Genomic DNA, 21,635 nt, shown 5'->3' with positions numbered 1-21,635 from the left:
ATTCGAGTACGGCGCCGTGGTCCGACCCCTCACTCGGTCAGCCGAAGGCTGGCCTCTCCGTGCAAGTTCCGCGCACGTCCCGAACACGGGGCGGAAGTGAGAGGAAGAAGGATCGATGGAGATCACGGCAACGGAGCGTCGCCCTCGACGCCTGCCGCAGCGACGCCGATTGGCGTCGCTGCTTGCGGCAGCAGCGGTCGCGGCCAGCGCGCTCATCGCAACCCAGCCTGCGGCGGCTGAGGATCCATGGCTCACGCAGCTCGATGGCGGCTACGTGCGCATCACCATTCCGAACGCCGCGGTGGAGGCGGCGGTCGGGCCCGTGTCGCAGGTGGTCGTCGAGGGCAACTTCGCGCCATCCGCCAACTGGGGTCAGATCGGGCTCACGCGGAGCGGCGCCAACTGGCAGACGACCTTCGGACCGCTCGAGCCCGGTCTGCACTACTACCAGGTCACGGGCGACGACTCGAATGTCTTCAAGGACCCCACGAACCCGACCTCGGTCGCCTCGGAGCCGGAGTGGAGCACGTTCTTCGTCGCCGGTGAGTCGGCGGCGCTCCTCGCCGACGCCCCGGAGGAGGCCGGGACGATCAAGACCCTGACGTACCACAGCGACGTCGCCGATGAGGAACGCTCGGCCCTCGTCTGGACGCCGCCCGGCTACCGGACCGATGGCAGGCCGTACCCGGTGCTGTACCTGCAGCACGGCGGCGGCCAGGGCTACCGCGACTGGACCGAGGTCGGTCGTGCCGAGCAGATCCTCGACAACCTCAGCCTGTCGGGTGAGCTCGCCGACATGGTCGTCGTGATGGGCGACGGCAACGTGCCCGACTTCACCACGGAGCTGCTGGACAACCTCATCCCCGCCGTGCGCGACGCCTACCACGTCTCGAACGCCAAGAAGGATCGCGCGCTGGCCGGGCTCTCCATGGGCGGCGTGCAGGCGTTCCGCGTCATGCGGGACCACCCGGGCGAGTTCGCCTACGTCGGCGTCTTCGGCGCCGGTCCGAGCCGATTCGGCGACATCCGGGATGTGCCGGTCGAGGAGCTCAACGACCTCACCACCCTGTTCCGGCTCTATGTCGGGAACAAGACCGACATCGCCTACAACGACGTCTATGAGTCGATGCAGCAGTTCGACGAGCTCGGCCTCCGCTACCAGTTCGACGGCGTCAATCCCGACAACGGGCACAACTGGAACGCGTGGCAGGAGAACCTCGTGGACTTCGCGCCACGACTGTTCCAGGGCAAGAAGGAGACGGGCGACGCCGGTTTCAGCGCGGGCCACACGGCGCTCGAGGAGCGCTTCGATCCGCCGGCTGCGGGCACGACGCCGACCCCGTGGATCACGGACGACGGCTTCGTGACCTTCGAGACCACGACCGACTTCGCCGAGGCCGACTTCGTCTCGGTCTGGGCCAACTGGGGTCCGAACGGCAGCTGGGTGCGGGTCGAGGCGACGAAGGTGGGCGATCGCTGGCGGGCGACCGTCGGACCGCTCGATCCCTGGTCGTACTACTACCGGCTCATCGTCGACCGCGTCTCGGTGAAGGACACGTCGAATCCGACCAAGGTCACGTCGGAGCCCGCGTGGAGCACGTTCTTCATCCCCGGTGAGGAGTCGCGGCTGCTCGCCGATGTGCCGCAGGGAGAGGGCGGAACGCTCGACGTGCTCACCTACCAGAGCGCCGTGGCGAACCAGCAGCGGAGCGCGTACGTGTGGACGCCGCCGGGCTACGACCCCGAACGGGCCGAACCGTATCCGCTGTTCGTCCTCAACCACGGCGGCGGGCAGAGCTGGACCGACTGGGTGGAGGTCGGCCGCGCCAGGCAGATCCTCGACAACCTGACCCGGGACGGCGACGCCGAGCCGATGATCGTCGTGATGCCGAACGGCAACGTGTCGAACTTCAACGCCGAGATCCTGGGAAGCCTGCTTCCCGCAGCGGAGGCGAAGTACCACATCAGCACCGACCCGGCGGAACGTGCCATGGCGGGCCTGTCCGCCGGGGGTGCCCGTACAGCCGGCATGCTGAAGGCGAACCCGGGTGCGTTCGCGTACATCGGGTTGTTCTCGGCCGGATTCGGGGCCACCACCGGGATCGACGTGGCGGCGATCAACGAGGGCACCGAGCTCCTGCTCATGCACGTCGGCGACGTCACCGACTTCGTCTACCCCGGTGCCATCGCCTCGATGGCGCAGATGGAGGCGGCCGGGATCGAGTTCGAGTTCGACGGGGTCACTCCCGGCCCGCACGGCTGGGACCCCTGGCAGAAGAACCTGATCGACTTCGCGCCGCGCCTGTTCCACGACGCGCAGTGAGGTTCGGCTCGTGCCCCGGCGATCCCGCGATCGCCGGGGCACGGGCGTGTCCGTCGTGCGGGTCGAGGAGCGCGCGCAGCGCGTGTCATCTGTGCGGGTCGCGGAACGCGCAGCGCGCGTCCCGAGACCCCGAGCATGCGAGAGTGAGGACCGTGGAACGCAACTGGGCGGGCAACCTCGAGTACCGCGCGACGCGCATCGTGCACCCGTCGTCGATCGACGAGCTGCGTGAGGCGCTCAGCGGCGACGGGCCGATCCGCATGCTCGGCACGAGGCACACGTTCAACGACCTGGCCGACACCGCTGGCACGCTCATCGCGACCGACCGGCTGCCGGCCGAGGTCGATGCGGGCAGCGCCCCCGGCGTCGTCCGGCTGAGCGGTGGTCTGCGGTACGGGGAGGTCGCGCCGCGCCTGCAGGAACGCGGACTCGCGCTGGCGAACCTCGCGTCGCTGCCGCACATCTCGGTCGCAGGCGCGGTCGCAACCGGCACGCACGGCTCGGGTGACCGAATCGGCTCGCTCGCGAGCGCCGTCCGCGCCGTCTCGTTCCTCACCCCTGATGGCGAGGTGCGCTCGCTGCGGCGCGGCGACGCCGACTTCGACGGTGCGGTCGTGCACCTCGGTGCGCTCGGCGTCGTGCTCGCGCTCGAGCTCGACGTCGAGCCGACGTACGACGTCGCCCAGACCGTGCACGAGGCACCCCGATGGGACGCGATCCTCGCCGACCTCGACGCGACGACCTCGCTCGGCACGAGCGTGAGCATCTTCACGCGATGGTCCGACGCCGAGACGGCCGACCAGCTGTGGGTCAAGCAGCGACTGCCCGTCGAAGCGGATCCCGCGGAGCGCCGTCGCGCGGTCGTCGACCGCCTCGGCGCCCGGCCGGCGTCGGTGCCGCGCCATCCGATCCTGGGCATGCCCGCCGACGCGTGCACCGCGCAGCTCGGCGAGCCCGGGCCGTGGTTCGAGCGGCTCCCGCACTTCCGGCTCGAGTTCACGCCCTCTGCCGGCGAGGAGCTGCAGTCCGAGTACCTCGTGCCGCGCGCCGACGCGGTCGACGCCATCGAGGCGCTGCGCTCGCTCGCCCACCGCATCGCGCCGCTGCTGCAGGTGTGCGAGGTGCGCACGGTCGCCGCCGACTCGCTGTGGCTGAGCCCCGCATACGGCACCGACGTCGTCTGCCTGCACTTCACGTGGCTGCTGGACCAGGCGGCCGTCGAGGCGCTGCTGCCGGTCATCGAGGCAGCGCTGCCGACGACGGCGCGCCCGCACTGGGGCAAGCTGTTCACCCTCCCGGCCGACGAGCTGCGCCGCCGGTACCCGCGGTTCGACGAGTTCGCCGCGCTGCGCGAGCGCTTCGACCCCGCCGGGCGTCTCCGCAACGCCTACCTGGAGCGGATCGGCCTCTGACGAGCCGGCAGCGGGCGGCCCTGGCTCGAGAAGTCGCGTTTGCAAGGCCGGGCCGTGCATCCGCGACTTCTCGATTCCGCCCGGCGTGCCGTACGGCCCTGCGCCAGACTGGGAACAGCGGCTGACGACCAGGAGGCGACCATGACGACGGCGAGCACGCCGAAGATCGAGGCGATCGAGCTGCACCGGCTCGAGGTGCCGCTCGTGCGCCCGTTCGAGACGTCGTTCGGTCGCGAGACGGCGCGCGAGGTGCTCCTCGTGCGCGTGCGGACCGATCAGGGCGACGGGTGGGGGGAGTGCGTCGCGGGTCGCGACCCGTTCTACTCGTCCGAGTACGTGGACGGCGCGGCATCCGTCATCGAGCACTACTTCGCGCCGGCGCTGATGGAGCGGCCGGCACCCCACGCGGTGGACGACGGTCATGTCTCCGGCGTCCTCATCGAGGATCCCGCGCACTCCGCCGGCATCTGGGTCGACGACCGCGAGCAGCACGTCGAGGGCGCGGCAGGGCCGGCTGCGGCGGGCGGCGCGACCGCGTCGATCGCGACCGTGCCGCTCGCGGCATCCCTCGCCCCCGCCCTGGCGTTCGTCGCGGGCCACCGGATGGCCAAGGGCGCGCTCGAGGCCGCCGTGCTCGAGGCCGAGCTCCGGGCCCAGGGCCGGTCGATGGGGGAATGCTTCGGTGCCGTACGCGAGTGGGTCGACTGCGGCGTCTCGGTCGGCATCGCACCGACCATCGAGGAGCTGCTCGACGAGGTCACCGGATACCTCGAGCAGGGCTACCGGCGCATCAAGCTCAAGATCAAGCCCGGCTGGGACCTCGTGCCCGTCGCGGCGGTCCGGGAGCTCCTCGGCCGCGATGCGCTGCTGCAGGTCGACGCGAACACGGCCTACACGGCCGACGACATCCCTTTGCTCGCGAGCCTCGACCCGTTCGAGCTGCTGCTGATCGAGCAGCCGTTCGCCGAGGAGGATCTCGCGACGCACGTCCGGCTCGCCGAAGCGGCCACGACGCCCGTGTGCCTCGACGAGTCGATCCTCGACGTGACGACCGCGGTCGACGCGATCGAACGCGGCGCGGCGTCGATCGTCAACATCAAGCCGGGCCGCATGGGCGGGTATCTCGAGGCGCTGCGGGTGCACGATGCGTGCCGGGCGCGCGAGGTTCCCGTGTGGTGCGGCGGCATGCTCGAGACCGGAGTGGGCCGCGCGGCGAACGTCGCGCTCGCGGCCCTGCCCGGGTTCGTGCTGCCGGGCGACACCTCGGCGTCGGCGCGCTACTTCGCGGACGACCTCACCGAGCCGTTCATGCTCGGCGAGGGCGAGCACCGCGGGCAGTTGCGGGTTCCGGATGGCGCGGGCACGGGCGTGCACGTGCGGGAGGAGCTCGTGCGCGACTGGGCGAGCAGCGCGCCCGTGACGATCACGGCGCGCTGACGCCGTCGGGCGAGGACTCCGGGCGGAGGTCGCGGTCCCGCGGCTGCGCCGCCAGCACGGGCATCAGCAGCCCGGCGAGCAACGATCCGAGCGTGCCGAACACCATGTCGGAGACGGTGTCCTCGTAGGTGAGCACGGTCGCCGGGTCGATGAACGTCGTCGTGAACCACTCGAAGATCTCCCAGAGCGCCGCGAGGCCGGCGCCGATCGTCGTCGTGACGACGGCATACGAGAACCTCGAGCGTCGCAGCGTCGCAGAGTCCGCCATCGCGCCGAACCGCACGAACAGGATGTAGCAGGTCGCTGCGGCGATCCCGGTCATCGCGAAGTGCATCACGTCGTCGAGCCACCACACCACGCTGTAGAAGTCGGTCACGCTGCTCCAGGTCGCCGCGAGCGCGATGACGCCGTAGGTGATGTCGAGGGCCGGCCGCACCCCGAGCGCCCGCGGCAGCAGCATGGCGACGCTCACGACGGCGAAGCTCGACACCCCCTTCCCGCCCCAGCCGAGCCCGGCCAGGACGATGCTCGCCACGGCGAGCACGCGCAGGCCGTCGGCGACCAGTTCGGCGGGCCCGTGCGGGCGCCGGCGCAGGTTCGCCAGGAGTCCGCGCATGAGGTTCCCCTTCGTCGGGTCGGCGGTCGAGGCCGGGCGCCGTACGTCAGGCCACGGGGCGCGTCGGCGGGCCGTCGGAGGCGGCGGTCGAGCGGTCTGCGCCGGCCGCCCCGCCCTCGCCGGCGTCCGCGGACGCCGCCGCCCGGCCCGGTTGCGCGACGAGCACGGGCATGATCAGGCCCGCGAGCAGCGACCCGAGCCCGCCCGCGACGATGTCGCCGATCGTGTCGCGGTAGCCGACATAGATCGTCTCGTCGAGGAAGGTCTTGCCGAACCACTCGAACATCTCCCAGAACGTCGCGAGCGCGAGGCCGATCGCGGTCGTGACGACGGAGGTCGAGAGGAGCGGGCGCGGCAGGGTGGATGCCTCGGCGACGACGCCGAACCGCTCGAGCGGGATGTAGCACACCGCCGCCGCGAGCGCGGTCATGAGGAAGTGCATGGGCAGGTCCCACCACTTCACGGTGACGTAGAGGTCGGTGACGCTGCTCCACACCGAGACGAGGGCGATGACGCAGTAGGCGATGTCGAACCCGGGGCGAACGGCCAGCGCGCGCGGCAGCAGCATCGCGCCGCTGACGAAGGCGAGGCTGACTGCGCCGAGCGGGCCCCATCCGATGCCGGCGATGACGATGCACACGAGCCCGACCACGCGCAGCCCGTCGGCGACCAGTTCGGCCGGCCCGTGCGGTCGGCGACGCAGGTTCGCGAGCAGCTCGTGCATCATTCGTCCTCCTCCGTACGGCGGGTGGTACCGGCGCGGCGGTGGCGCAGCACCGCCTGCACCGGCTCGTGGTCGGATGGCGATCGTCCGTCGAATCGCGTGGCGTTGATGCCCGCGCGAAGCACGTCGAGTCCGTCGTCGACGAGGATGTGGTCGATGCGCCGTCCGCCCACCCTGAGCCGACGATAGCCCGAGTAGGTGCCCCACTGCGGCGTGACCCGCTCGTCGGCCGCATCCCAGACGTCGCGGAGGCCGTCGCCGAGCACGAGGTTGCGGTGCACCGCCGAGTCCTCGCCGGCGTTGAAGTCGCCCGTGATGACGACGGCCGCGGCGGGGTCGGCGGCACGCGCGGCCTGCGCGAGCCGCGCGATCATGCGGGCGGAGTGCAGCCGCGAGCGCCATGAGATGTGGTCGAGGTGTGTGTTGAACGCCATGAGCCGTGCGCCCGTCTCGCGGTCGGTGAACTCGGCCGTGACGAGGATGCGGCGGGTGACGTTCCCCCACGACCGCGAGCCGTGGAGGTCGGGCGTCGCCGAGAGCGCGAGCTGGCGCCAGGCCGTGAGCTCGAGGCGCGTCGTGTCGTAGAAGATCGGACAGCGTTCTCCGCGCCCCGACGGGTCGCGCCCCGTGCCCACCCAGCGATAGTGGTCGCCGAGGGCCTCGGCGACGACCTCGATCTGGTCGGCGAGCGCCTCCTGCACGCCCAGGACGGTCGGCAGCTCGGCGGCGAGGAGGCGACGGACGAGGCGCTTGCGCTGGGCCCAGTCGTCGGGGCTGCCCGGCCGGTATCGCGGGATCCGACGCCGGATGTTGAAGGTCATGACGTGCAGCGCGGGCGGTTCCACCCGGCCGATCAGCGCGACATCCGTCATCCCGCCAGCGTACGCGCGGCGGCGGCGATCGAGCTCAGGCTTGTGCGCCGGCGGCCTGCTGCTCGGCGATCCGGCGCCGCACGTCGTCCATGTCGAGCGCCTTCGCGCCCTGGACCACCTGCTCGAGCTGGGTGCCGTTCAGCGCACCGGGCTGGGCGAAGACGATGATGCCCTGGCGGAAGACGACGAGGGTGGGGATGGAGGTGATGCCGAAGCCGGCGGCGAGTGCCTGCTCGGCCTCGGTGTCGACCTTGCCGAACACGACGTCGCCGTGCTGCTCGGAGGCCTTCTCGAAGATGGGGCCGAACATGCGGCAGGGCCCGCACCACTCGGCCCAGAAGTCGAGCAGCACGATGTCGTTGTCGCGGACCGTCGACTCGATGGTGTCGTGGGTGATGTTCACGGAAGCCATGCGCCGAGTCTAGCAGATACCCTGGGGGTATCCTCCGAACGCGCTGGACGCGAGGGCGGCGCGGTCGGCGGCCCAGATCAGGCGAGCGCGCCCCCGTCGAGACCGGCCGCGAGCTCGCCGATGCGCGCCACCGCGGCCGAGCGCTCGGGGTCGTCATCGAGCGCGAACCAGGTCGACGAGAGCGCGCACCACGCCACGAGCCAGTCGCGCAGCCGACGTTCGTCGAAGCCCGTCGCCTCCACGACCACGGCGAACTGCCGGGCGAGTCGACCGGGGGCGAGCGCCAGGTCGTGGGGATTGCAGAGCAGGTTGCACACGTCGAACTCGGCGTCGCCGACCAGCCCCTTCGGATCGATCGCGAGCCAGCCGTGCTCGCCGAAGTCCAGCACGTTCGCGTGGTGCAGGTCGCCGTGGAGCACGACGGGCTCGCCCGGTTCGTCGAGCAGCCGCCGGGCGAGCGATGCGCCCGCACGGTGCAGCGGCTCGAGTGCGTCGGCGTGCTCAAACAGGCGTCGGAACCACGTCTCGAGAACGACGAGGTCGGGCGGCTCGGCCGAACCGAGCACCCGTCCGGTCTGCCGGTGGAGTCGCCCGGCCACGGAACACACGATGCGCGTCGCCTCGTCGTCGGACCCGGCGCGCACCATCTCGACGAGGTCGCGATCGCCCATCGCACGCTCGAGCAGCAGCGCCCGTCCGTCGCGTCGGAGGACGCGCGCCGCGCCGTGCCCCTCGAGCGCGACGAGGAGGTCGGCGCCGCGAGCCTCCTCCTCGACATGCGCGATCTTCAACATCGCGGGCGTGCCGTCCTCGGTGCTCACCGGGATGAGCCGGCTGGACGCGGTGGTGACGGCGTCGCCGTCCTGATGCAGCCGCCAGCGGCGCAGCCACGCGAGGTCCGCTCCGTGGCCGGGGTCCACGGGTCCGAGGTCGCTCACCGCTCCAGTATTCCGGCTCCGGCCGCTGCGCCGCGGCTAGGGTGGGGCCATGTCGGACGACGCGGTGAAGCAGGCACAGGAAGCGGCCGCGGCCGCGGCGGCGGCAGCCGAAGCGCTGCAGCGGCAGGCGCAGGAGGCGATCCGCAAGGCCGAGGAGGCTGCCGCACTCGCGAAGGCCGCGGCGGACGCGCAGCAGGCGGCCGCCCGATCCGCACCGGATGCCGCGAGCGCACCGCCCGCGGACGCTCCGCCTGACGCGCCCGACGCCGGCCCGCTCGGCGCCGATGGGGTCGAGGCGATCCGTTCCGGCTACGCGTTCGAGGGCGCCGCGCTCGAGATGGGTGCGCTCGTCAACGGCGAGGCGATGCCCGACGTCCCCGTGCGCATCCCGCTCGCGATGACCAACCGCCACGGGCTCGTCGCGGGAGCGACGGGCACGGGCAAGACCCGAACGCTCCAGGTGCTCGCCGAGCAGCTCGCCGCCAATGGCGTGGCCGTGTTCGCCGCCGACATCAAGGGCGACCTCTCGGGGGTCGCGACTCCCGGAGAGGGCAACGAGAAGCTCCTGAAGCGCACGGCCGGCATCGGCCAGGACTGGACGCCGGCGAGCTTTCCGACCGAGTTCTACTCGCTCGGGGGCGTCGGCCGTGGGGTTCCCATCCGCGCGACGATCTCGGGATTTGGACCGCTCCTCCTGAGCAAGGTGCTCGGCCTCAACGAGACGCAGGAATCCAGCCTCGGGCTGGTGTTCCACTACGCGAACAAGAACAGCCTCGCGCTCCTCGACCTCGACGACCTGCGCGCGGTCCTCGCCTATCTCGTGAGCGACGAGGGCAAGGACGAGCTCGAGGGACTCGGCGGCCTGTCGAAAGCGACGGTCGGCGTCATCCTGCGCGAGCTGATCGCGTTCGCCGACCAGGGCGCCGACGTGTTCTTCGGCGAGCCCGAGATCGACACCGCCGAGTTCCTGCGCAGCGCGTCCGACGGCCGCGGCGTCATCAGCCTCCTCGAGGTCCCCGGAGTCGCCGACAAGCCCGCGTTGTACTCGACGTTCCTCATGTGGCTGCTCGCAGACCTGTACGGCGGCCTGCCCGAGGTCGGCGACCTCGACAAGCCCAAGCTCGTGTTCTTCTTCGACGAGGCGCACCTGCTCTTCCGGGATGCCTCGAAGGAGTTCCTCGCTCAGGTGGTGCAGACCGTGCGGCTCATCCGCTCCAAGGGCATCGGCGTGTTCTTCGTCACGCAGACCCCGAAGGATGTGCCGGGCGACGTGCTCGCGCAGCTCGGCTCGCGAGTGCAGCACCAGCTGCGCGCGTTCACGCCCGACGACGCCAAGGCGCTGCGGGCGACCGTCTCGACGTACCCGAACTCGGGCTACGACCTCGAGGAGACGCTCACCGTGCTCGGCACCGGCGAGGCGATCGTCACGGTCATGAACGAGAAGGGCGCGCCGAGCCCCGTCGCGTGGACCCGGCTCCGCGCACCCCAGGCGTCGATGTCGCCGAGCCCCGATGCGGTGATCGATGCCGCCGTCGCGGCATCCCCGCTGCTGGCGAAGTACGGCACCGCGATCGATCGCGAGTCCGCCCACGAGCTGCTGACGAAGAAGATGGCGGATGCCGCGGCCGCCGCAGACGCGGCCGAGGCCGCCAGGGCCAAGGCCGAGGCCGACGCCGGGTACGAGAAGATGCAGGCGAAGATCCGCGCCGATCAGGAGAAGGCCGAGAAGAAGGCGCAGGCCGAGTACGACCGGATGATGAAGCGGACCTCCGGCACCTCGCGGTCGCGATCCCGCACGCCCGAGCGATCGGCGCTCGAGCAGGTCCTCGGTTCGAAGCAGACGCAGAAGATCATCGGCCAGGTGCTCACGGGCCTGTTCGGCATGGCCAAGCGTCGATGACGGATGCTGCGGGGCGGGCGCCCGCGATCAGGCCGTACCGGGCGTCGGACCGCGAGACGATCGCGCGCATCTGCCTGCTGACGGCGGCCGGCGGCGGCGATGCGACGGGAGTGTACGGCGACGACGCGCTGATGCCCGAGGTGTACGCGCTGCCGTACGTCGACTACGCGCCCGACCTCGCGTTCGTGGTCGACGACGGCGGGATCGTCGGCGGGTACGTGCTCGGGGTCGCCGACACGGCCGACTTCATCGACTGGTACGCACGCGAGTGGGCGCCCGGGTTCCGTCGGCGACATCCGACGCCCTCGCCGCCCACCGCGCACCGGCCGGCCTACACCGAGGCGCAGCTCATCGCCGACGGCGGCGACCCCGAGCGCATGCGCATCGCCGAGCTCGACGCCTACCCGGCGCACCTGCACGTCGACCTCCTGCCGACGTACCAGGGGCGGGGTCTCGGACGGCGGCTCATCGACACGCTGCGGACCGCGCTCGCCGACCGGGGCGTGCCCGCGGTGCACCTCGGCCTGGATCCGGCGAACGTCGGCGCGAGGGCGTTCTACTCGCGGATCGGCTTCCACGAGCTGCCGTCGAGCCGGCCCGACGCACCGCTGCTCGGCATCGCCACGCGGTGAGCGGATTGCGCACCATCCGCTTCGCGCTCACCGACGGCGCAGGCCGCGGCCCTCGAACCAGTAGAGCAGCTTCGGATCGGTCGCCCTGAGCTCCGACATCGTGACGGGCTCTGCGCGCACCACCTCGTCGACGCCGAGGATCCTCGAGACGAGGTCCATCGACGCGTCGTCCCAGAACGTCCCTCGCATGCGGAACACGCAGCGTCCATCCCGGTCGACCACGAAGAGCTGCTTCACCGTCTCGAGCGTGTCCCCGCGATAGGTCTCGAGCCGGAGCACGCCCGCGATATCGCGCCGCGCCACGCTGTGGATGCGCCCGAAGAACCCGCGCTCGACGATGCCGTGCGGACTGACCGCCGCCTCGGTGCGCTGGTACCGGATCCAGGCCGCGAAGGAGAGTGCGCCGAGCGCGGTCGCCGCGAGCACGGCGCCGGCGACGGCCACGGGGCCGAGTGGGCGGAGCACCCATCCGAGCGTCACGAGCAGGGGCAACGCAAGGGCGAGCACCGGGAGGCCGATGCTGCGGGCGAGGGTGCGGCGGGGTCTCAGGGTGTGCACCCTGAGACCCCGGCCCTCTGTCGACGTCTGGTCGGTGCGGAAGCCCCCTGCGTCCCCACTTCCCACCATGACCACTGTTGCCGTTGACATCGAATTCATGATCCGCCGATGCCGCGGGGGCCGCTATTCGGCATTAAGGAGGACTTGCGCGGAGGACCTGGATGCGCGTGCGGATGACGGGGTCCGCTTCACGGCTCTGAGGGCACCGAACGGCTCACTCCAGGATGGGCAGCGCTGCCTCGCAGAAGTCGTCGCTTCGGCCGGTCGAGCCCTTCACCTGGCCGAGGAACTCGAGGAACTCATCGTCGCTCGGGTCGGTGATGTCGTCCCCGTAGTCGATGAGGACCTCGAAGCGGACCTGGCCGGGGTTGCGTGCGATGGCCTTGCCCGACTCGTCGTACACCGTGGCGTTGCCGGTCGAGAGCACCAGGATCGTCATCGTGCCGTCGCCGTTGTCGGTGATCCTGAGGTCCTTCTCGACCCCGCGGATGTGCTCGCGCACCATGCCGTTCTCGGTCGTGTACGTCGCGTCGACGGTGTAGTTGCCCTTCCAGTACGGGGCGGTTCCCGGCTTGCGGGAGTTGAAGAGGACGTGGACCTCACGGGTGAGGTCGACCTCGACCGAGAGGCCCACGTCGCAGAAGTTCAGGTCGGTGAAGGCCTCGTGCTCGGTGAACGTGAAGTTCTCGAGCGGGCGCGCCGAGGCCGAGGGCGCCACGATCAGCGTCCCGGCGAACGCGACGGCGGCCGCCGCGGCGATGGCACCGCGCCGGCGGGTGGAGACGGACATCATGCTCCCTTCTCGCGCGCGAGGAGTGGAGCGCCCCGCAGCGCTGCGATGGCCGGGCTGGCGGAATCCTCCCGCGCCCGGGCGCGCGCGGCGACTCCCGTTCGGGGGCCATTCGGGGCGCAGAGCGATGACATGCGGGGCGCTGCGCGTCACCCGTTTCGTCGTACTCAATCGGCGGAGGATGGGGGATTCGAACCCCGGTGGGGGCGCTGCGCGTCACCCGTTTCGTCGTACTCAATCGGCGGAGGATGGGGGATTCGAACCCCGGTGGGGGCGCTGCGCCTCACCCGTTTCGTCGTACTCAATCGGCGGAGGATGGGGGATTCGAACCCCCGAGGGCTTTCACCCAACACGCTTTCCAAGCGTGCGCCATAGGCCACTAGGCGAATCCTCCTGGGACCCCTCGCGCACCCGCCAGAGCCCGGTTACCCTTGCTGCGTTTCCGCCCTGGGGGAGTTGGCCTGGATGGCGCCACGCGAGGAGCCGTCGGACAGTCTACCCGAGCGCGCGACGCCCGCGAACCGCGCGGTCGCCAGCACGGCACTCGCCCCGGATTCCCAGCGGGGTGTCCGGCCCGGCCAATAGGCTGGCGGCGTGGCGCACAGCATCTACATCTGCTCCGCGGAAGGGAACACCGGCAAGTCCACCGTCGCACTCGGCGCGGTCGACACGTTGAGTCGGCGCGCGATCCGCGTCGGGGTGTTCCGTCCGATCGCCCGATCCTCCGAGGAGGACGACTACGTGCTCGAGCTGCTGCTCGCGCACGACGGGGTGATCGAGCTGGGGTACCACGACGCGATCGGGGTCACGTACGAGGACGTGCACGCCGATCCCGAGGGGGCGCTCGCGACGATCGTGCGCCGCTTCAAGGCCGTCGAGTCGCGCTGCGACGTGGTGGTGGTGATCGGGTCCGACTACACGGATGTCGCGAGCCCGACCGAGCTGGCGTTCAACGCCCGGATCGCGGCGAACCTGGGCGCGCCCGTGCTCCTGGTCGTCGGCGGACGCGTGCCGCACGGCCGTGGTGCGAGCGAGCGCCTCGGCTACACCGACGCGCGCACGCCCGACGAGCTCGCGCAGCTGACCGAGCTCGCGGTCGAGGAGCTCACGCGCGAGCACGCGACGCTGCTCGGCATCGTCGCGAACCGTGCCGATCCCGATCGGCTCGAGCAGGTGGTCGACGCGGTCCGGTCGGCCGCCGGAGGTGCGCCGCAGGTCGCGTCATCCGCTCGCCCGGATGACGGCGCCGGAGCCGCGCCAGCGGTCGCCGTCTGGGCGATCCCCGAGGACGAGTACCTGGTCGCGCCCTCGATGCGCAGCATCATGCACGCCCTCGGGGGCGAGCTGTACGCGGGCGATCCGGAGCTGCTCGAGCGCGAGGCGCTCGGCGTGGTGATCGCGGCGATGTCGATGGAGAACGTGCTCGCCCGGCTCATCGAGGGCTCGGTCGTGATCGTGCCGGGCGACCGCAGCGAGGTGCTGCTCGGCGTGCTCACCGCGAATTCGTCGGCGACCTTCCCGTCGATCTCGGGCATCGTGCTGAACGGCGGCTTCCCGGTCTCCGAGACGGTCGAGCGGCTCATCGAGGGCCTGAAGTCGGTGCTGCCGATCATCCGCACCCAGCTCACGACCTACGACGCGGCCCTCGCGATCACGTCGACGCGCGGTCGCCTCGCGGCAGAGTCGCAGCGCAAGCGCGACACGGCCCTCGCGTTGTTCGAGAAGCACGTCGACGGGCCGGCCCTGCTCGACCGACTCGATGTCGCGACCACCGACGTGGTGACCCCGCTCATGTTCGAGTACGGGCTGCTTGCCCGCGCCCGGCAGGTGCGCAAGCACATCGTGCTGCCCGAGGGGTACGACGACCGCATCCTTCGCGCCGCTGCCACGCTGCTCGCGCGGGACGTCGCCGACCTCACCATCCTCGGTGAGGAGATCGAGATCCGCGCCCGCGCGATCGGGCTCGGCCTCGACATCTCGAAGGCGACCGTGCTGTCGAACCACGACCACGTGCTCGTGTACCGCTTCGCCGACGAGTACCAGCGGCGTCGCGCGCACAAGGGCGTGACGCTCGAGCAGGCGCGCGACACCGTCCAGGACGTGTCGTACTTCGGCACGATGATGGTCGAACTCGGACTCGCCGACGGCATGGTCTCGGGGGCGATGCACACGACCGCGCACACCATCCGGCCTGCGTTCGAGATCATCAAGACCCGGCCCGACGTCGAGGTCGTCTCGAGCGTCTTCCTGATGGCGCTCGCCGACCGCGTGCTCGTGTACGGCGACTGCGCGATCGTGCCCGACCCGACGGCAGAGCAGCTGGCCGACATCGCGATCTCCTCGGCGGCGACGGCGGCCGAGTTCGGGATCGAACCGCGCGTGGCGATGCTGTCGTACTCGACCGGCGAGTCGGGCAGCGGCGCCGATGTCGACAAGGTGCGGCGGGCCACCGACCTCGTGCGCGAACGTGCGCCCGAGCTGCCCGTCGAGGGGCCGATCCAGTACGACGCCGCGGCCGACGCCGCCGTCGCGCGCACCAAGATGCCGGGGTCGGATGTCGCGGGGCGGGCGACCGTGTTCGTCTTCCCCGACCTCAACACGGGCAACAACACCTACAAGGCCGTGCAGCGTTCGGCGGGGGCCGTCGCGATCGGCCCGGTGCTGCAGGGGCTACGGAAGCCGGTAAACGACCTCTCGCGCGGTGCGCTCGTGCAGGACATCGTGAACACGGTCGCGATCACCGCGATCCAGGCCGCCGCGGGCGATGGCCTCCAGCACTCGGCCGGACCGCTCGACCGGCTCGAGTCCCGGACGGCCGCGTCATGACCACGGTCCTCGTCGTCAACTCGGGGTCGTCATCGCTGAAGTACCAGCTCCTCGACGTCGAGGCCGGAGAGGCGCTCGCCACGGGGCTCGTCGAGCGCATCGGCCAGCCCGAGGGGCGAGCGACGCACACGGACGGCTCGGGCGCCGAGGTGCGCGACGAGCTCGCGATCCCCGACCACGACGCCGCCTTCGCGTGGATGCTGCGCGCGTTCGCCGACCACGGCCCGTCGCTCGAGGCGCACCCGCCCGTCGCCGTGGGGCACCGCGTCGTGCAGGGCGGCGCCCGGTTCTTCGAGCCGACCGTCATCACCGAGCTCGTGAAGATCAACATCGACGAGCTCTCGGTGCTCGCACCGCTGCACAATCCGGCGAACCTGGCGGGCATCGTCTCGGCCGAGCGGGCGTTCCCCGACGTCCCGCACGTCGCGGTGTTCGACACCGCCTTCCACCAGACGATGCCTCCGGCGGCGTACACCTACGCGATCGACCGGGAGGTCGCGGAGCGGCACCGCGTCCGTCGCTACGGCTTCCACGGCACATCCCACCGGTACGTCTCGCGGGCCGCGGCGGCGTACCTCGAGCGTCCGATCGAGGAGCTCAAGCTGGTCGTGCTGCACCTCGGCAACGGCGCATCGGCGTGCGCCGTCGACGGCGGGCGCTCGGTCGAGACGAGCATGGGGATGACGCCGCTCGAGGGGCTCGTGATGGGCACGCGTTCGGGCGACCTCGACCCCGCCGTCCTCCTGCACCTGCAACGGCGCGCACGGCTCGACACCGACGATGTGGACGACCTGCTCAACAAGCGGAGCGGCATCCTCGGCCTCGGCGGTCACCATGACATGCGCGACCTCGTCGCGGCGGCCGAATCGGGCGACGCGCGCGCCGAGCTCGCGCTCGAGGTGTACTGCCACCGCATCCGGTCGTACGTGGGGGCGTACGCCGCGCAGCTCGGCCGCGTCGACGCGATCGTCTTCACCGCGGGAGTGGGGGAGAACGCCGCGGAAGTGCGCCGGCGCTCGATCGCCGGGCTCGAGGGGTTCGGGGTCGAGCTCGACGCGACGCGCAACGCCGAGCGCTCGGGAAAGGCGCGCCGCATCTCGACCGAGGCCTCGCGCACGCAGGTCCTGGTGGTGCCGACGAACGAGGAACTCGAAATCGCGCGGCAGACGTTGGAGGTCGTCGCGGGCTGATGCGCGCCGCCCGGTCGACTCGCGCCAGCCGGAGTGCAGGCTCCGGCGGGCCGCGCCATCCGGAGCCGGGTCCGTGGCGAATTCGACAAGGAGTCTTGTACAAGAGATCTTGTAGGTCTAGCCTCATCGTATGGACGAGTCGCGCCCCGACCCCGACCGCATCCGGCTCCGCGACGCCGGGCCCATGCGCGCGCTCGCGCATCCGGTGCGGCTGCGCGTGCTCGGCATGCTTCGAGTCGATGGGCCCGCCACGGTGGGCATGCTCGCCGAGCGCACCGGCGAGGCCGCGGGATCCGTCAGCTATCACATCGCGACGCTCGCGAAGCACGGGTTCGTCGAAGAGGCGCCCGAACTCGCGCGCGACCGCCGTGAGCGCTGGTGGCGCGCCGCGCACGAGGTGACGAGCTGGCGCACCGAGGAATTCCTCGACGATCCCGAGCGGCACGCGGCATCCGATGCCCTTCGTCGCGCCGTGCTCGAGGCGTACCACCGCGAGCTGCTCGACGCGCTCGAGGCCGAGGTCGCGCTCGACCCCGAGTGGGTCGCGGCATCCGACTCGAGCGACGGCGCCGCGCAGCTCACCCTCGAGGAGTTCCGCGAGCTGGCCGCCGATCTCGCCGCGGTGCGCGAGAAGTGGTGGGCTCGCGGGCGCGAGCCGCGCGACGGCGCCCGCGCCGTGCGGTGGATCACGCACGTCTTCCCGAGGAGCGACGCGTGAGCGCCGCCGAACCGCGCGACGCCGTCGCCGAGCCGGGCGATCACGTTCGCAGGAGAACCGGCGATGTGCCGGATCGAGCCGGCGCGCGCGACCCGCACGTCGCCGATTCTCCTGCGAACCGTCGTGGCGGCCGACGCCGCATCCCGCTCGTCGCCCTGTTCGCCGCGCAACTGTGCTCGCTCGGAGGCAACGCCATCGCGATCGTCGCGATCCCGCTCATCGTGCTGCAGCAGACCGGTTCACCGCTCGCCGCCGGCGTCGCCGGGATCTTCGCGACCGTGCCGCTCGTGATCGGCGGCGCGTTCGGCGGGGTGCTCGTCGACCGATTCGGGTATCGGACGTCGAGCATCGCGGCGGATGTCGCGAGCGGCGCGACCGTACTGGCGATCCCGCTGCTCGACGCGGCGGGCCTCCTCTCGTTCGGCGCGCTGCTCGCCCTCGTGTTCCTCGGTGGACTGCTCGACCCGCCCGGCGACACCGCGAAGACCGTGCTCATGCCCGACCTCGCTGCGCTCGCCGGTACACCGCTCGCCCGGGCAGCCGGGGCGCAGTCGGCGGTGCAGCGCACCGCGACCATGGTGGGCGCGGGGACCGCGGGCGCCCTCGTCGCGATCTCCGGCCCGATGACCGCGTTGGTCGCGGATGCCGCGGGCTTCGCCGTGTCGGCGCTCCTCGTCGCCGTGTTCGTTCCGGGGCGGCGCCGCTCCGCCGGTCGCGCGGCCTCGGCCGGAGAGACTGACGTCGCCTCGAGCGCCGCCGGATTCGTCGCGGGCATCCGCTTCATAGTCCGCACCCCCCTCGCGCGCGCCGTCGTCCTGCTCGTCACGCTGACGAACGCGATCGACGCGGCGGGCATGACGGTGCTCAAGCCGGTGTACGCCTCGCAGGTGCTCGGCGATCCGGCCGCGCTCGGCTTCATGATCGGCTGCTTCGCGGCCGGCGCACTCGCCGGATCGGCGCTCTTCGGTCTGGTCGGGCATCGCGGTTCCGGCCGGCTCATGTTCGCGGCGTGCTTCGTCCTGGCCGGCACGCCGCCCTACCTGGCGATGGCGTTGGAGGCGCCGCGCGCAGTGCTCTTCCCGGTGCTGGCGCTGTCGGGGCTGGCGGCAGGGGCACTCAACCCCATGATCGCGACAGCGCTGTTCGCGGTGGTCCCCGACGGCATGCGCGCCCGCGTGTTCGGGGCCCTCACCTCGGGCGTGGCCGCCTCGATGCCGGTCGGCGCGTTCGCCGCCGGCCTCGCCGTGGATGCGTTCGGGCTCGTGCCGGTGCTCGCCGGAGCCGCCGCGCTCTACGCGGTGCTCGGCGCGAGTCCGCTCGTGCTGCGCGGCTTCGACGGGCTCGCGGGGGCGCGGGACGCGGCATCCGCTGTCTCGGTGGACGTCGCCGAGGCCGATGCGTCATCGTCGAGCACTGCAGGGTCCCGCCTCGACGAGGTCGCCGAGCCGTCGCGCTCGTCGTAGTGCGCGGTGCTCAGCGCACGAGGCGCGCGCAGTCGATGCACAGGGTCGCCGTCGGGCGCGCCTCGAGTCGGCCGACCGAGATCTTCTGGCCGCAGCGCTCGCAGATGCCGTAGGTGCCGGCGTCGATGCGCGCGAGCGCGCGGTCGATGTCGGCGAGCTCGTGCTCGACGTCGTGCAGCACCGCGGTGCGCTGCGACCACTCCTGGCTCATCGTCGGGCCGTCGGGATCGTGCTCGTCGTCGACGGAGCCGTCGGATCGAGCCTCGCGCACGGCCGTGATCCCCTCGCTCTGCGAGAGGAGCCGTTCCTCCGCTTCGCGACGTTCCGCGAGCAGCAGTTCTCGGAACCGCTCCATCTGCCCGGCGCTGCGGATGCCCGTCATGCCCACCTCCGTCGTCGTGCACCGGCCGGATGTCGCGCCCGCACCGATGCGGTGCACGCATCCTACGCCCACCGGGCGACAGGGACGCCGAGGTGCCGTCGCACGGCGGTTCGGGCCCCGGCCGCGGTGTCGGATGCCGCGACTACGATTGACGCGTGGTCACCGCCCTCTATCGCCGCTACCGGCCCGAGACCTTCGCCGAGATGATCGGGCAGTCGCAGGTCACCGAGCCCCTCATGACGGCGCTCCGCACCGATCGGGTGAACCACGCGTACCTGTTCAGCGGCCCGCGCGGCTGCGGCAAGACCACCTCGGCGCGCATCCTGGCGCGGTGCCTGAACTGCGCCGAGGGGCCGACCGACACCCCGTGCGGCGTGTGCCCGAGCTGCGTCGAGCTGTCGCGCGCGGGCGGCGGTTCGCTCGATGTGGTCGAGATCGACGCGGCCAGCCACAACGGCGTCGACGATGCACGCGACCTCCGCGAGCGAGCGGTGTTCGCACCGGCCCGCGACCGGTACAAGATCTTCATCCTCGACGAGGCGCACATGGTGACGCCGCAGGGGTTCAACGCGCTGCTCAAGCTCGTCGAAGAGCCGCCCGAGCACGTGAAGTTCATCTTCGCGACGACCGAGCCCGACAAGGTCCTCGGCACCATCCGCTCGCGCACGCACCACTACCCGTTCCGGCTCGTGCCGCCCGCTCCCATGCTCGACTACGTGCAGAAGCTGTGCGACGACGAGGGCGTGCAGGTCGAGCCCGGCGTGCTGTCGCTCGTGGTCCGCGCCGGCGGCGGCTCGCCCCGAGACACGCTGTCGCTGCTCGACCAGCTGATCGCGGGGTCCGAGGGGTCGACCGTGGGCTACGAGCGCGCGGTCGCGCTGCTCGGCTACACGCACGGCGCGCTGCTCGACGAGGTCGTCGACGCGATCGGCGCGGCCGACGCCGCGGGCGCGTTCGCGGCCGCCGACCGCGTGATGCAGACCGGTCAGGATCCGCGGCGCTTCGTCGAAGACCTGCTCGAGCGTCTGCGCGACCTCATCGTCGTGGCGGCGACCAGTCCCGAGGCCGCGGCCGCCGTGCTGCGTGGCGTGCCCGCCGACGAACTGGCCCGCATGGCCACGCAGGCCGCGGCGTTCGGCGCAGCCGAGCTCTCGCGGGTCGCCGACCTCGTCAGCCAGACGCTCACCGAGATGACCGGCGCCACCTCGCCGCGCCTGCACCTCGAGCTCATGCTCGCACGGGTGCTCGTGCCCGCGAGCGACGCGACCGAGCGAGGCGCACTCGCCAGGGTCGAGCGGCTCGAGCGGCGAGTCGGCGTGACGGATGCCACGGGGCCGGCCGAACGTCCGGATACCCCGTCGATCGCGCCCGCGTCCCGCCGCGAGCCGTCCGCCACGCGCGCCTCATCGGGCGCGGCCTCCGCTCCCGCCGCAGCGCCCGCCGAGCGGCCCGTCGAGGCCACCGCGCCCACGCCGGCCGACGCGCCCTCGGGCTCGTCTGCGCCCCGCCCGAAGTCGGTCGGGCCGGTGACCCTCGAGCAGGTGCGCGACGCCTGGCCCGAGATCCTGAGCGTGCTCGAACGCACGAAGCGCACCGCCTGGATGGCCGCGCTGACGGCTCAGGTGCTCGAGTACCGCACCGACGAGTCGGTGCTCGTCCTCGGCTTCCCGAGCCAGAACGACGTGCAGGACCTCCGCGGGAGCACCGGCACCCAGAGCCCCGCCGAGCTGTTGCGCGGCGCGATCGCCGAGGTGCTCGGCGTGCAGGTCAAGTTCATCCCACGCGTGATCGCGCCCGGAGCGCCCGACGGTGGCCAGAGTGCGACGCCCATGACCGAACCGGGCACGAGCGACCAGGGCGACCGCCAAGCGGCGGACCCGCCGCAGCCCCGATCCGCGGCGTCGGCCCGAAGCGCCGCTTCGGCGCCCGCGCCGAACGCGTCAGCGGATTCGCGATCGACGGCCACCTCGACGCGAGGGCCGGCTTCGACCTCCCCGGCGCGGGCCGTGACCGATGCGGGCGCCGGTCCCGTCGACTCCTGGGCGACCGTCGCGATCCCCACATCCGACCCGGCCGCGACCGGGTCGGCGGCCGCGGACTCGCCGTCGGCTCGCGCCGCGATCGCCGTCATCGACCGTCCGGCCGTTCGGCCGAGTCCGCAGCCCGCCGACGACGTTCCACCACCCGATGAGGCCGATGCGCCGCCGCCCGACGTCGAGCCGACGTTCGACCCCGGGCCCGACCCGGTCGGCGACGACGCGCCGATCGAGTCGGCGCCCGCACGAGGGCGAGGGCGAGGGCGCGCCCCCGCCCCTGCGCCGGCCGAGCCCTCGAACGGCGGTATCCAGCGCTACGGCGAGGCCGTGGTGCGCGACCTCCTCGGCGCCACGTTCCTCGAAGAGGTCGAGGCTCCGCCCGCGCGATTCGGCGAGCGAGGGTAAC

At 71.9% G+C, this 21,635-nt stretch carries 18 protein-coding genes, 1 tRNA gene and 1 other RNA gene; 10 read left to right on the top strand and 10 right to left on the bottom strand.

All coding sequences use genetic code 11. From position 1 onward, the window contains the following. Nucleotides 1–115 precede the first annotated feature (115 nt). From BLT99_RS09765 to menC, 3 genes are all read left to right on the top strand, one after another. Entirely contained in the window at nt 116–2,323 is a 2,208-nt protein-coding gene (locus BLT99_RS09765; protein ID WP_092671621.1) for an alpha/beta hydrolase, read from the top strand. Nucleotides 2,324–2,475: 152 nt separating this feature from the next. Next, nucleotides 2,476–3,735: a D-arabinono-1,4-lactone oxidase gene (locus tag BLT99_RS09760; RefSeq protein ID WP_269456989.1), complete on the top strand. Its 1,260-nt coding sequence runs from the start codon at nt 2,476–2,478 to the stop codon at nt 3,733–3,735. A 141-nt stretch (nt 3,736–3,876) separates the two neighbouring features. Continuing rightward, a complete protein-coding gene (gene menC / locus BLT99_RS09755) occupies nt 3,877–5,172 on the top strand; it encodes an o-succinylbenzoate synthase (protein WP_229724311.1) in 1,296 nt (431 codons plus the stop codon). On the opposite strand, the gene BLT99_RS09750 is transcribed toward menC, so the two are convergent. The 5 genes from BLT99_RS09750 to BLT99_RS09730 all read right to left on the bottom strand — a co-directional run bounded on the left by BLT99_RS09750 (nt 5,159) and on the right by BLT99_RS09730 (nt 8,734). After that, on the bottom strand, nt 5,159–5,788 hold the full coding sequence (locus tag BLT99_RS09750) for a hypothetical protein (protein ID WP_092671614.1): 630 nt from the start codon (nt 5,786–5,788) through the stop codon (nt 5,159–5,161). The two genes, menC and BLT99_RS09750, sit on opposite strands and share 14 nt — an antisense overlap. Before the next feature lie 46 nt (nt 5,789–5,834). Next, nucleotides 5,835–6,515 (bottom strand): hypothetical protein, encoded by a 681-nt coding sequence (locus BLT99_RS09745; RefSeq protein WP_092671611.1) that lies wholly within the window; start codon nt 6,513–6,515, stop codon nt 5,835–5,837. Beyond that, nucleotides 6,512–7,384 (bottom strand): endonuclease/exonuclease/phosphatase family protein, encoded by an 873-nt coding sequence (locus BLT99_RS09740; RefSeq protein ID WP_092671608.1) that lies wholly within the window; start codon nt 7,382–7,384, stop codon nt 6,512–6,514. Before BLT99_RS09740 ends, BLT99_RS09745 begins: the two co-directional genes overlap by 4 nt. A 34-nt stretch (nt 7,385–7,418) precedes the next feature. Further along, entirely contained in the window at nt 7,419–7,796 is a 378-nt protein-coding gene (gene trxA, locus BLT99_RS09735) for a thioredoxin (protein WP_092671605.1), read from the bottom strand. Between the two features lie 77 nt (nt 7,797–7,873). Continuing rightward, a complete protein-coding gene (locus tag BLT99_RS09730; RefSeq protein ID WP_197675483.1) occupies nt 7,874–8,734 on the bottom strand; it encodes an aminoglycoside phosphotransferase family protein in 861 nt (286 codons plus the stop codon). Between the two features lie 49 nt (nt 8,735–8,783). Here BLT99_RS09730 and BLT99_RS09725 point away from each other — a divergent pair, with 49 nt between their 5' ends. Then, on the top strand, nt 8,784–10,634 hold the full coding sequence (locus tag BLT99_RS09725; protein WP_092671602.1) for a helicase HerA-like domain-containing protein: 1,851 nt from the start codon (nt 8,784–8,786) through the stop codon (nt 10,632–10,634). Beyond that, a complete protein-coding gene (locus BLT99_RS09720; RefSeq protein WP_092671599.1) occupies nt 10,631–11,266 on the top strand; it encodes a GNAT family N-acetyltransferase in 636 nt (211 codons plus the stop codon). Before BLT99_RS09725 ends, BLT99_RS09720 begins: the two co-directional genes overlap by 4 nt. 27 nt (nt 11,267–11,293) lie before the next feature. On the opposite strand, the gene BLT99_RS09715 is transcribed toward BLT99_RS09720, so the two are convergent. From BLT99_RS09715 to ffs, 4 genes are all read right to left on the bottom strand, one after another. Next, complete coding sequence (locus BLT99_RS09715) at nt 11,294–11,914, bottom strand: hypothetical protein (protein ID WP_133988478.1); 621 nt, start codon at nt 11,912–11,914, stop codon at nt 11,294–11,296. A gap of 124 nt (nt 11,915–12,038) precedes the next feature. Beyond that, nucleotides 12,039–12,617 (bottom strand): hypothetical protein, encoded by a 579-nt coding sequence (locus tag BLT99_RS09710; protein ID WP_092671593.1) that lies wholly within the window; start codon nt 12,615–12,617, stop codon nt 12,039–12,041. A gap of 306 nt (nt 12,618–12,923) precedes the next feature. After that, nucleotides 12,924–13,008: transfer RNA gene (locus BLT99_RS09705), tRNA-Ser, on the bottom strand. After that, an RNA gene (gene ffs, locus BLT99_RS09700) (signal recognition particle sRNA small type) lies at nt 13,006–13,102 on the bottom strand. The genes BLT99_RS09705 and ffs overlap by 3 nt, the downstream gene beginning before the upstream one ends. 106 nt (nt 13,103–13,208) lie before the next feature. Between ffs and pta the strand changes: the two genes are divergently transcribed. From pta to BLT99_RS09680, 4 genes are all read left to right on the top strand, one after another. Further along, complete coding sequence (gene pta, locus BLT99_RS09695) at nt 13,209–15,440, top strand: phosphate acetyltransferase (RefSeq protein ID WP_092671590.1); 2,232 nt, start codon at nt 13,209–13,211, stop codon at nt 15,438–15,440. Beyond that, nucleotides 15,437–16,630, top strand: a complete 1,194-nt coding sequence (locus BLT99_RS09690; RefSeq protein ID WP_092671587.1) for an acetate/propionate family kinase — start codon at nt 15,437–15,439, stop codon at nt 16,628–16,630. The genes pta and BLT99_RS09690 overlap by 4 nt, the downstream gene beginning before the upstream one ends. A 130-nt stretch (nt 16,631–16,760) precedes the next feature. Beyond that, nucleotides 16,761–17,348, top strand: a complete 588-nt coding sequence (locus BLT99_RS09685; protein ID WP_092671584.1) for an ArsR/SmtB family transcription factor — start codon at nt 16,761–16,763, stop codon at nt 17,346–17,348. Then, entirely contained in the window at nt 17,345–18,811 is a 1,467-nt protein-coding gene (locus BLT99_RS09680; protein WP_157674971.1) for an MFS transporter, read from the top strand. Before BLT99_RS09685 ends, BLT99_RS09680 begins: the two co-directional genes overlap by 4 nt. 10 nt (nt 18,812–18,821) lie before the next feature. Here the strand turns inward: BLT99_RS09680 and BLT99_RS09675 are convergent, their stop codons facing one another. After that, entirely contained in the window at nt 18,822–19,250 is a 429-nt protein-coding gene (locus BLT99_RS09675) for a TraR/DksA family transcriptional regulator (RefSeq protein ID WP_229724310.1), read from the bottom strand. A gap of 98 nt (nt 19,251–19,348) precedes the next feature. On the opposite strand from BLT99_RS09675, the gene BLT99_RS09670 reads away from it, so the two are divergent. Further along, a complete protein-coding gene (locus BLT99_RS09670) occupies nt 19,349–21,634 on the top strand; it encodes a DNA polymerase III subunit gamma and tau (RefSeq protein WP_092671578.1) in 2,286 nt (761 codons plus the stop codon). The last annotated feature ends 1 nt before the right edge of the window (nt 21,635 follow it).

Source organism: Agromyces flavus (assembly GCF_900104685.1).
Classification (GTDB): domain Bacteria; phylum Actinomycetota; class Actinomycetes; order Actinomycetales; family Microbacteriaceae; genus Agromyces; species Agromyces flavus.
This window is presented reverse-complemented; position numbering and strand designations above follow the sequence as displayed.

What these genes read in the sequence shown, in the direction of transcription:
- BLT99_RS09710 (WP_092671593.1), bottom strand. Translation starts at nt 12,617, where the DNA reads ATGATGTCCGTCTCCACCCGCCGGCGCGGTGCCATCGCCGCGGCGGCC.
- BLT99_RS09725 (WP_092671602.1), top strand. Translation starts at nt 8,784, where the DNA reads ATGTCGGACGACGCGGTGAAGCAGGCACAGGAAGCGGCCGCGGCCGCG.
- BLT99_RS09685 (WP_092671584.1), top strand. Translation starts at nt 16,761, where the DNA reads ATGGACGAGTCGCGCCCCGACCCCGACCGCATCCGGCTCCGCGACGCC.
- BLT99_RS09690 (WP_092671587.1), top strand. Translation starts at nt 15,437, where the DNA reads ATGACCACGGTCCTCGTCGTCAACTCGGGGTCGTCATCGCTGAAGTAC.
- menC (WP_229724311.1), top strand. Translation starts at nt 3,877, where the DNA reads ATGACGACGGCGAGCACGCCGAAGATCGAGGCGATCGAGCTGCACCGG.
- BLT99_RS09750 (WP_092671614.1), bottom strand. Translation starts at nt 5,788, where the DNA reads ATGCGCGGACTCCTGGCGAACCTGCGCCGGCGCCCGCACGGGCCCGCC.
- BLT99_RS09765 (WP_092671621.1), top strand. Translation starts at nt 116, where the DNA reads ATGGAGATCACGGCAACGGAGCGTCGCCCTCGACGCCTGCCGCAGCGA.
- trxA (WP_092671605.1), bottom strand. Translation starts at nt 7,796, where the DNA reads ATGGCTTCCGTGAACATCACCCACGACACCATCGAGTCGACGGTCCGC.
- BLT99_RS09745 (WP_092671611.1), bottom strand. Translation starts at nt 6,515, where the DNA reads ATGATGCACGAGCTGCTCGCGAACCTGCGTCGCCGACCGCACGGGCCG.
- BLT99_RS09720 (WP_092671599.1), top strand. Translation starts at nt 10,631, where the DNA reads ATGACGGATGCTGCGGGGCGGGCGCCCGCGATCAGGCCGTACCGGGCG.
- BLT99_RS09740 (WP_092671608.1), bottom strand. Translation starts at nt 7,384, where the DNA reads ATGACGGATGTCGCGCTGATCGGCCGGGTGGAACCGCCCGCGCTGCAC.
- BLT99_RS09715 (WP_133988478.1), bottom strand. Translation starts at nt 11,914, where the DNA reads ATGTCAACGGCAACAGTGGTCATGGTGGGAAGTGGGGACGCAGGGGGC.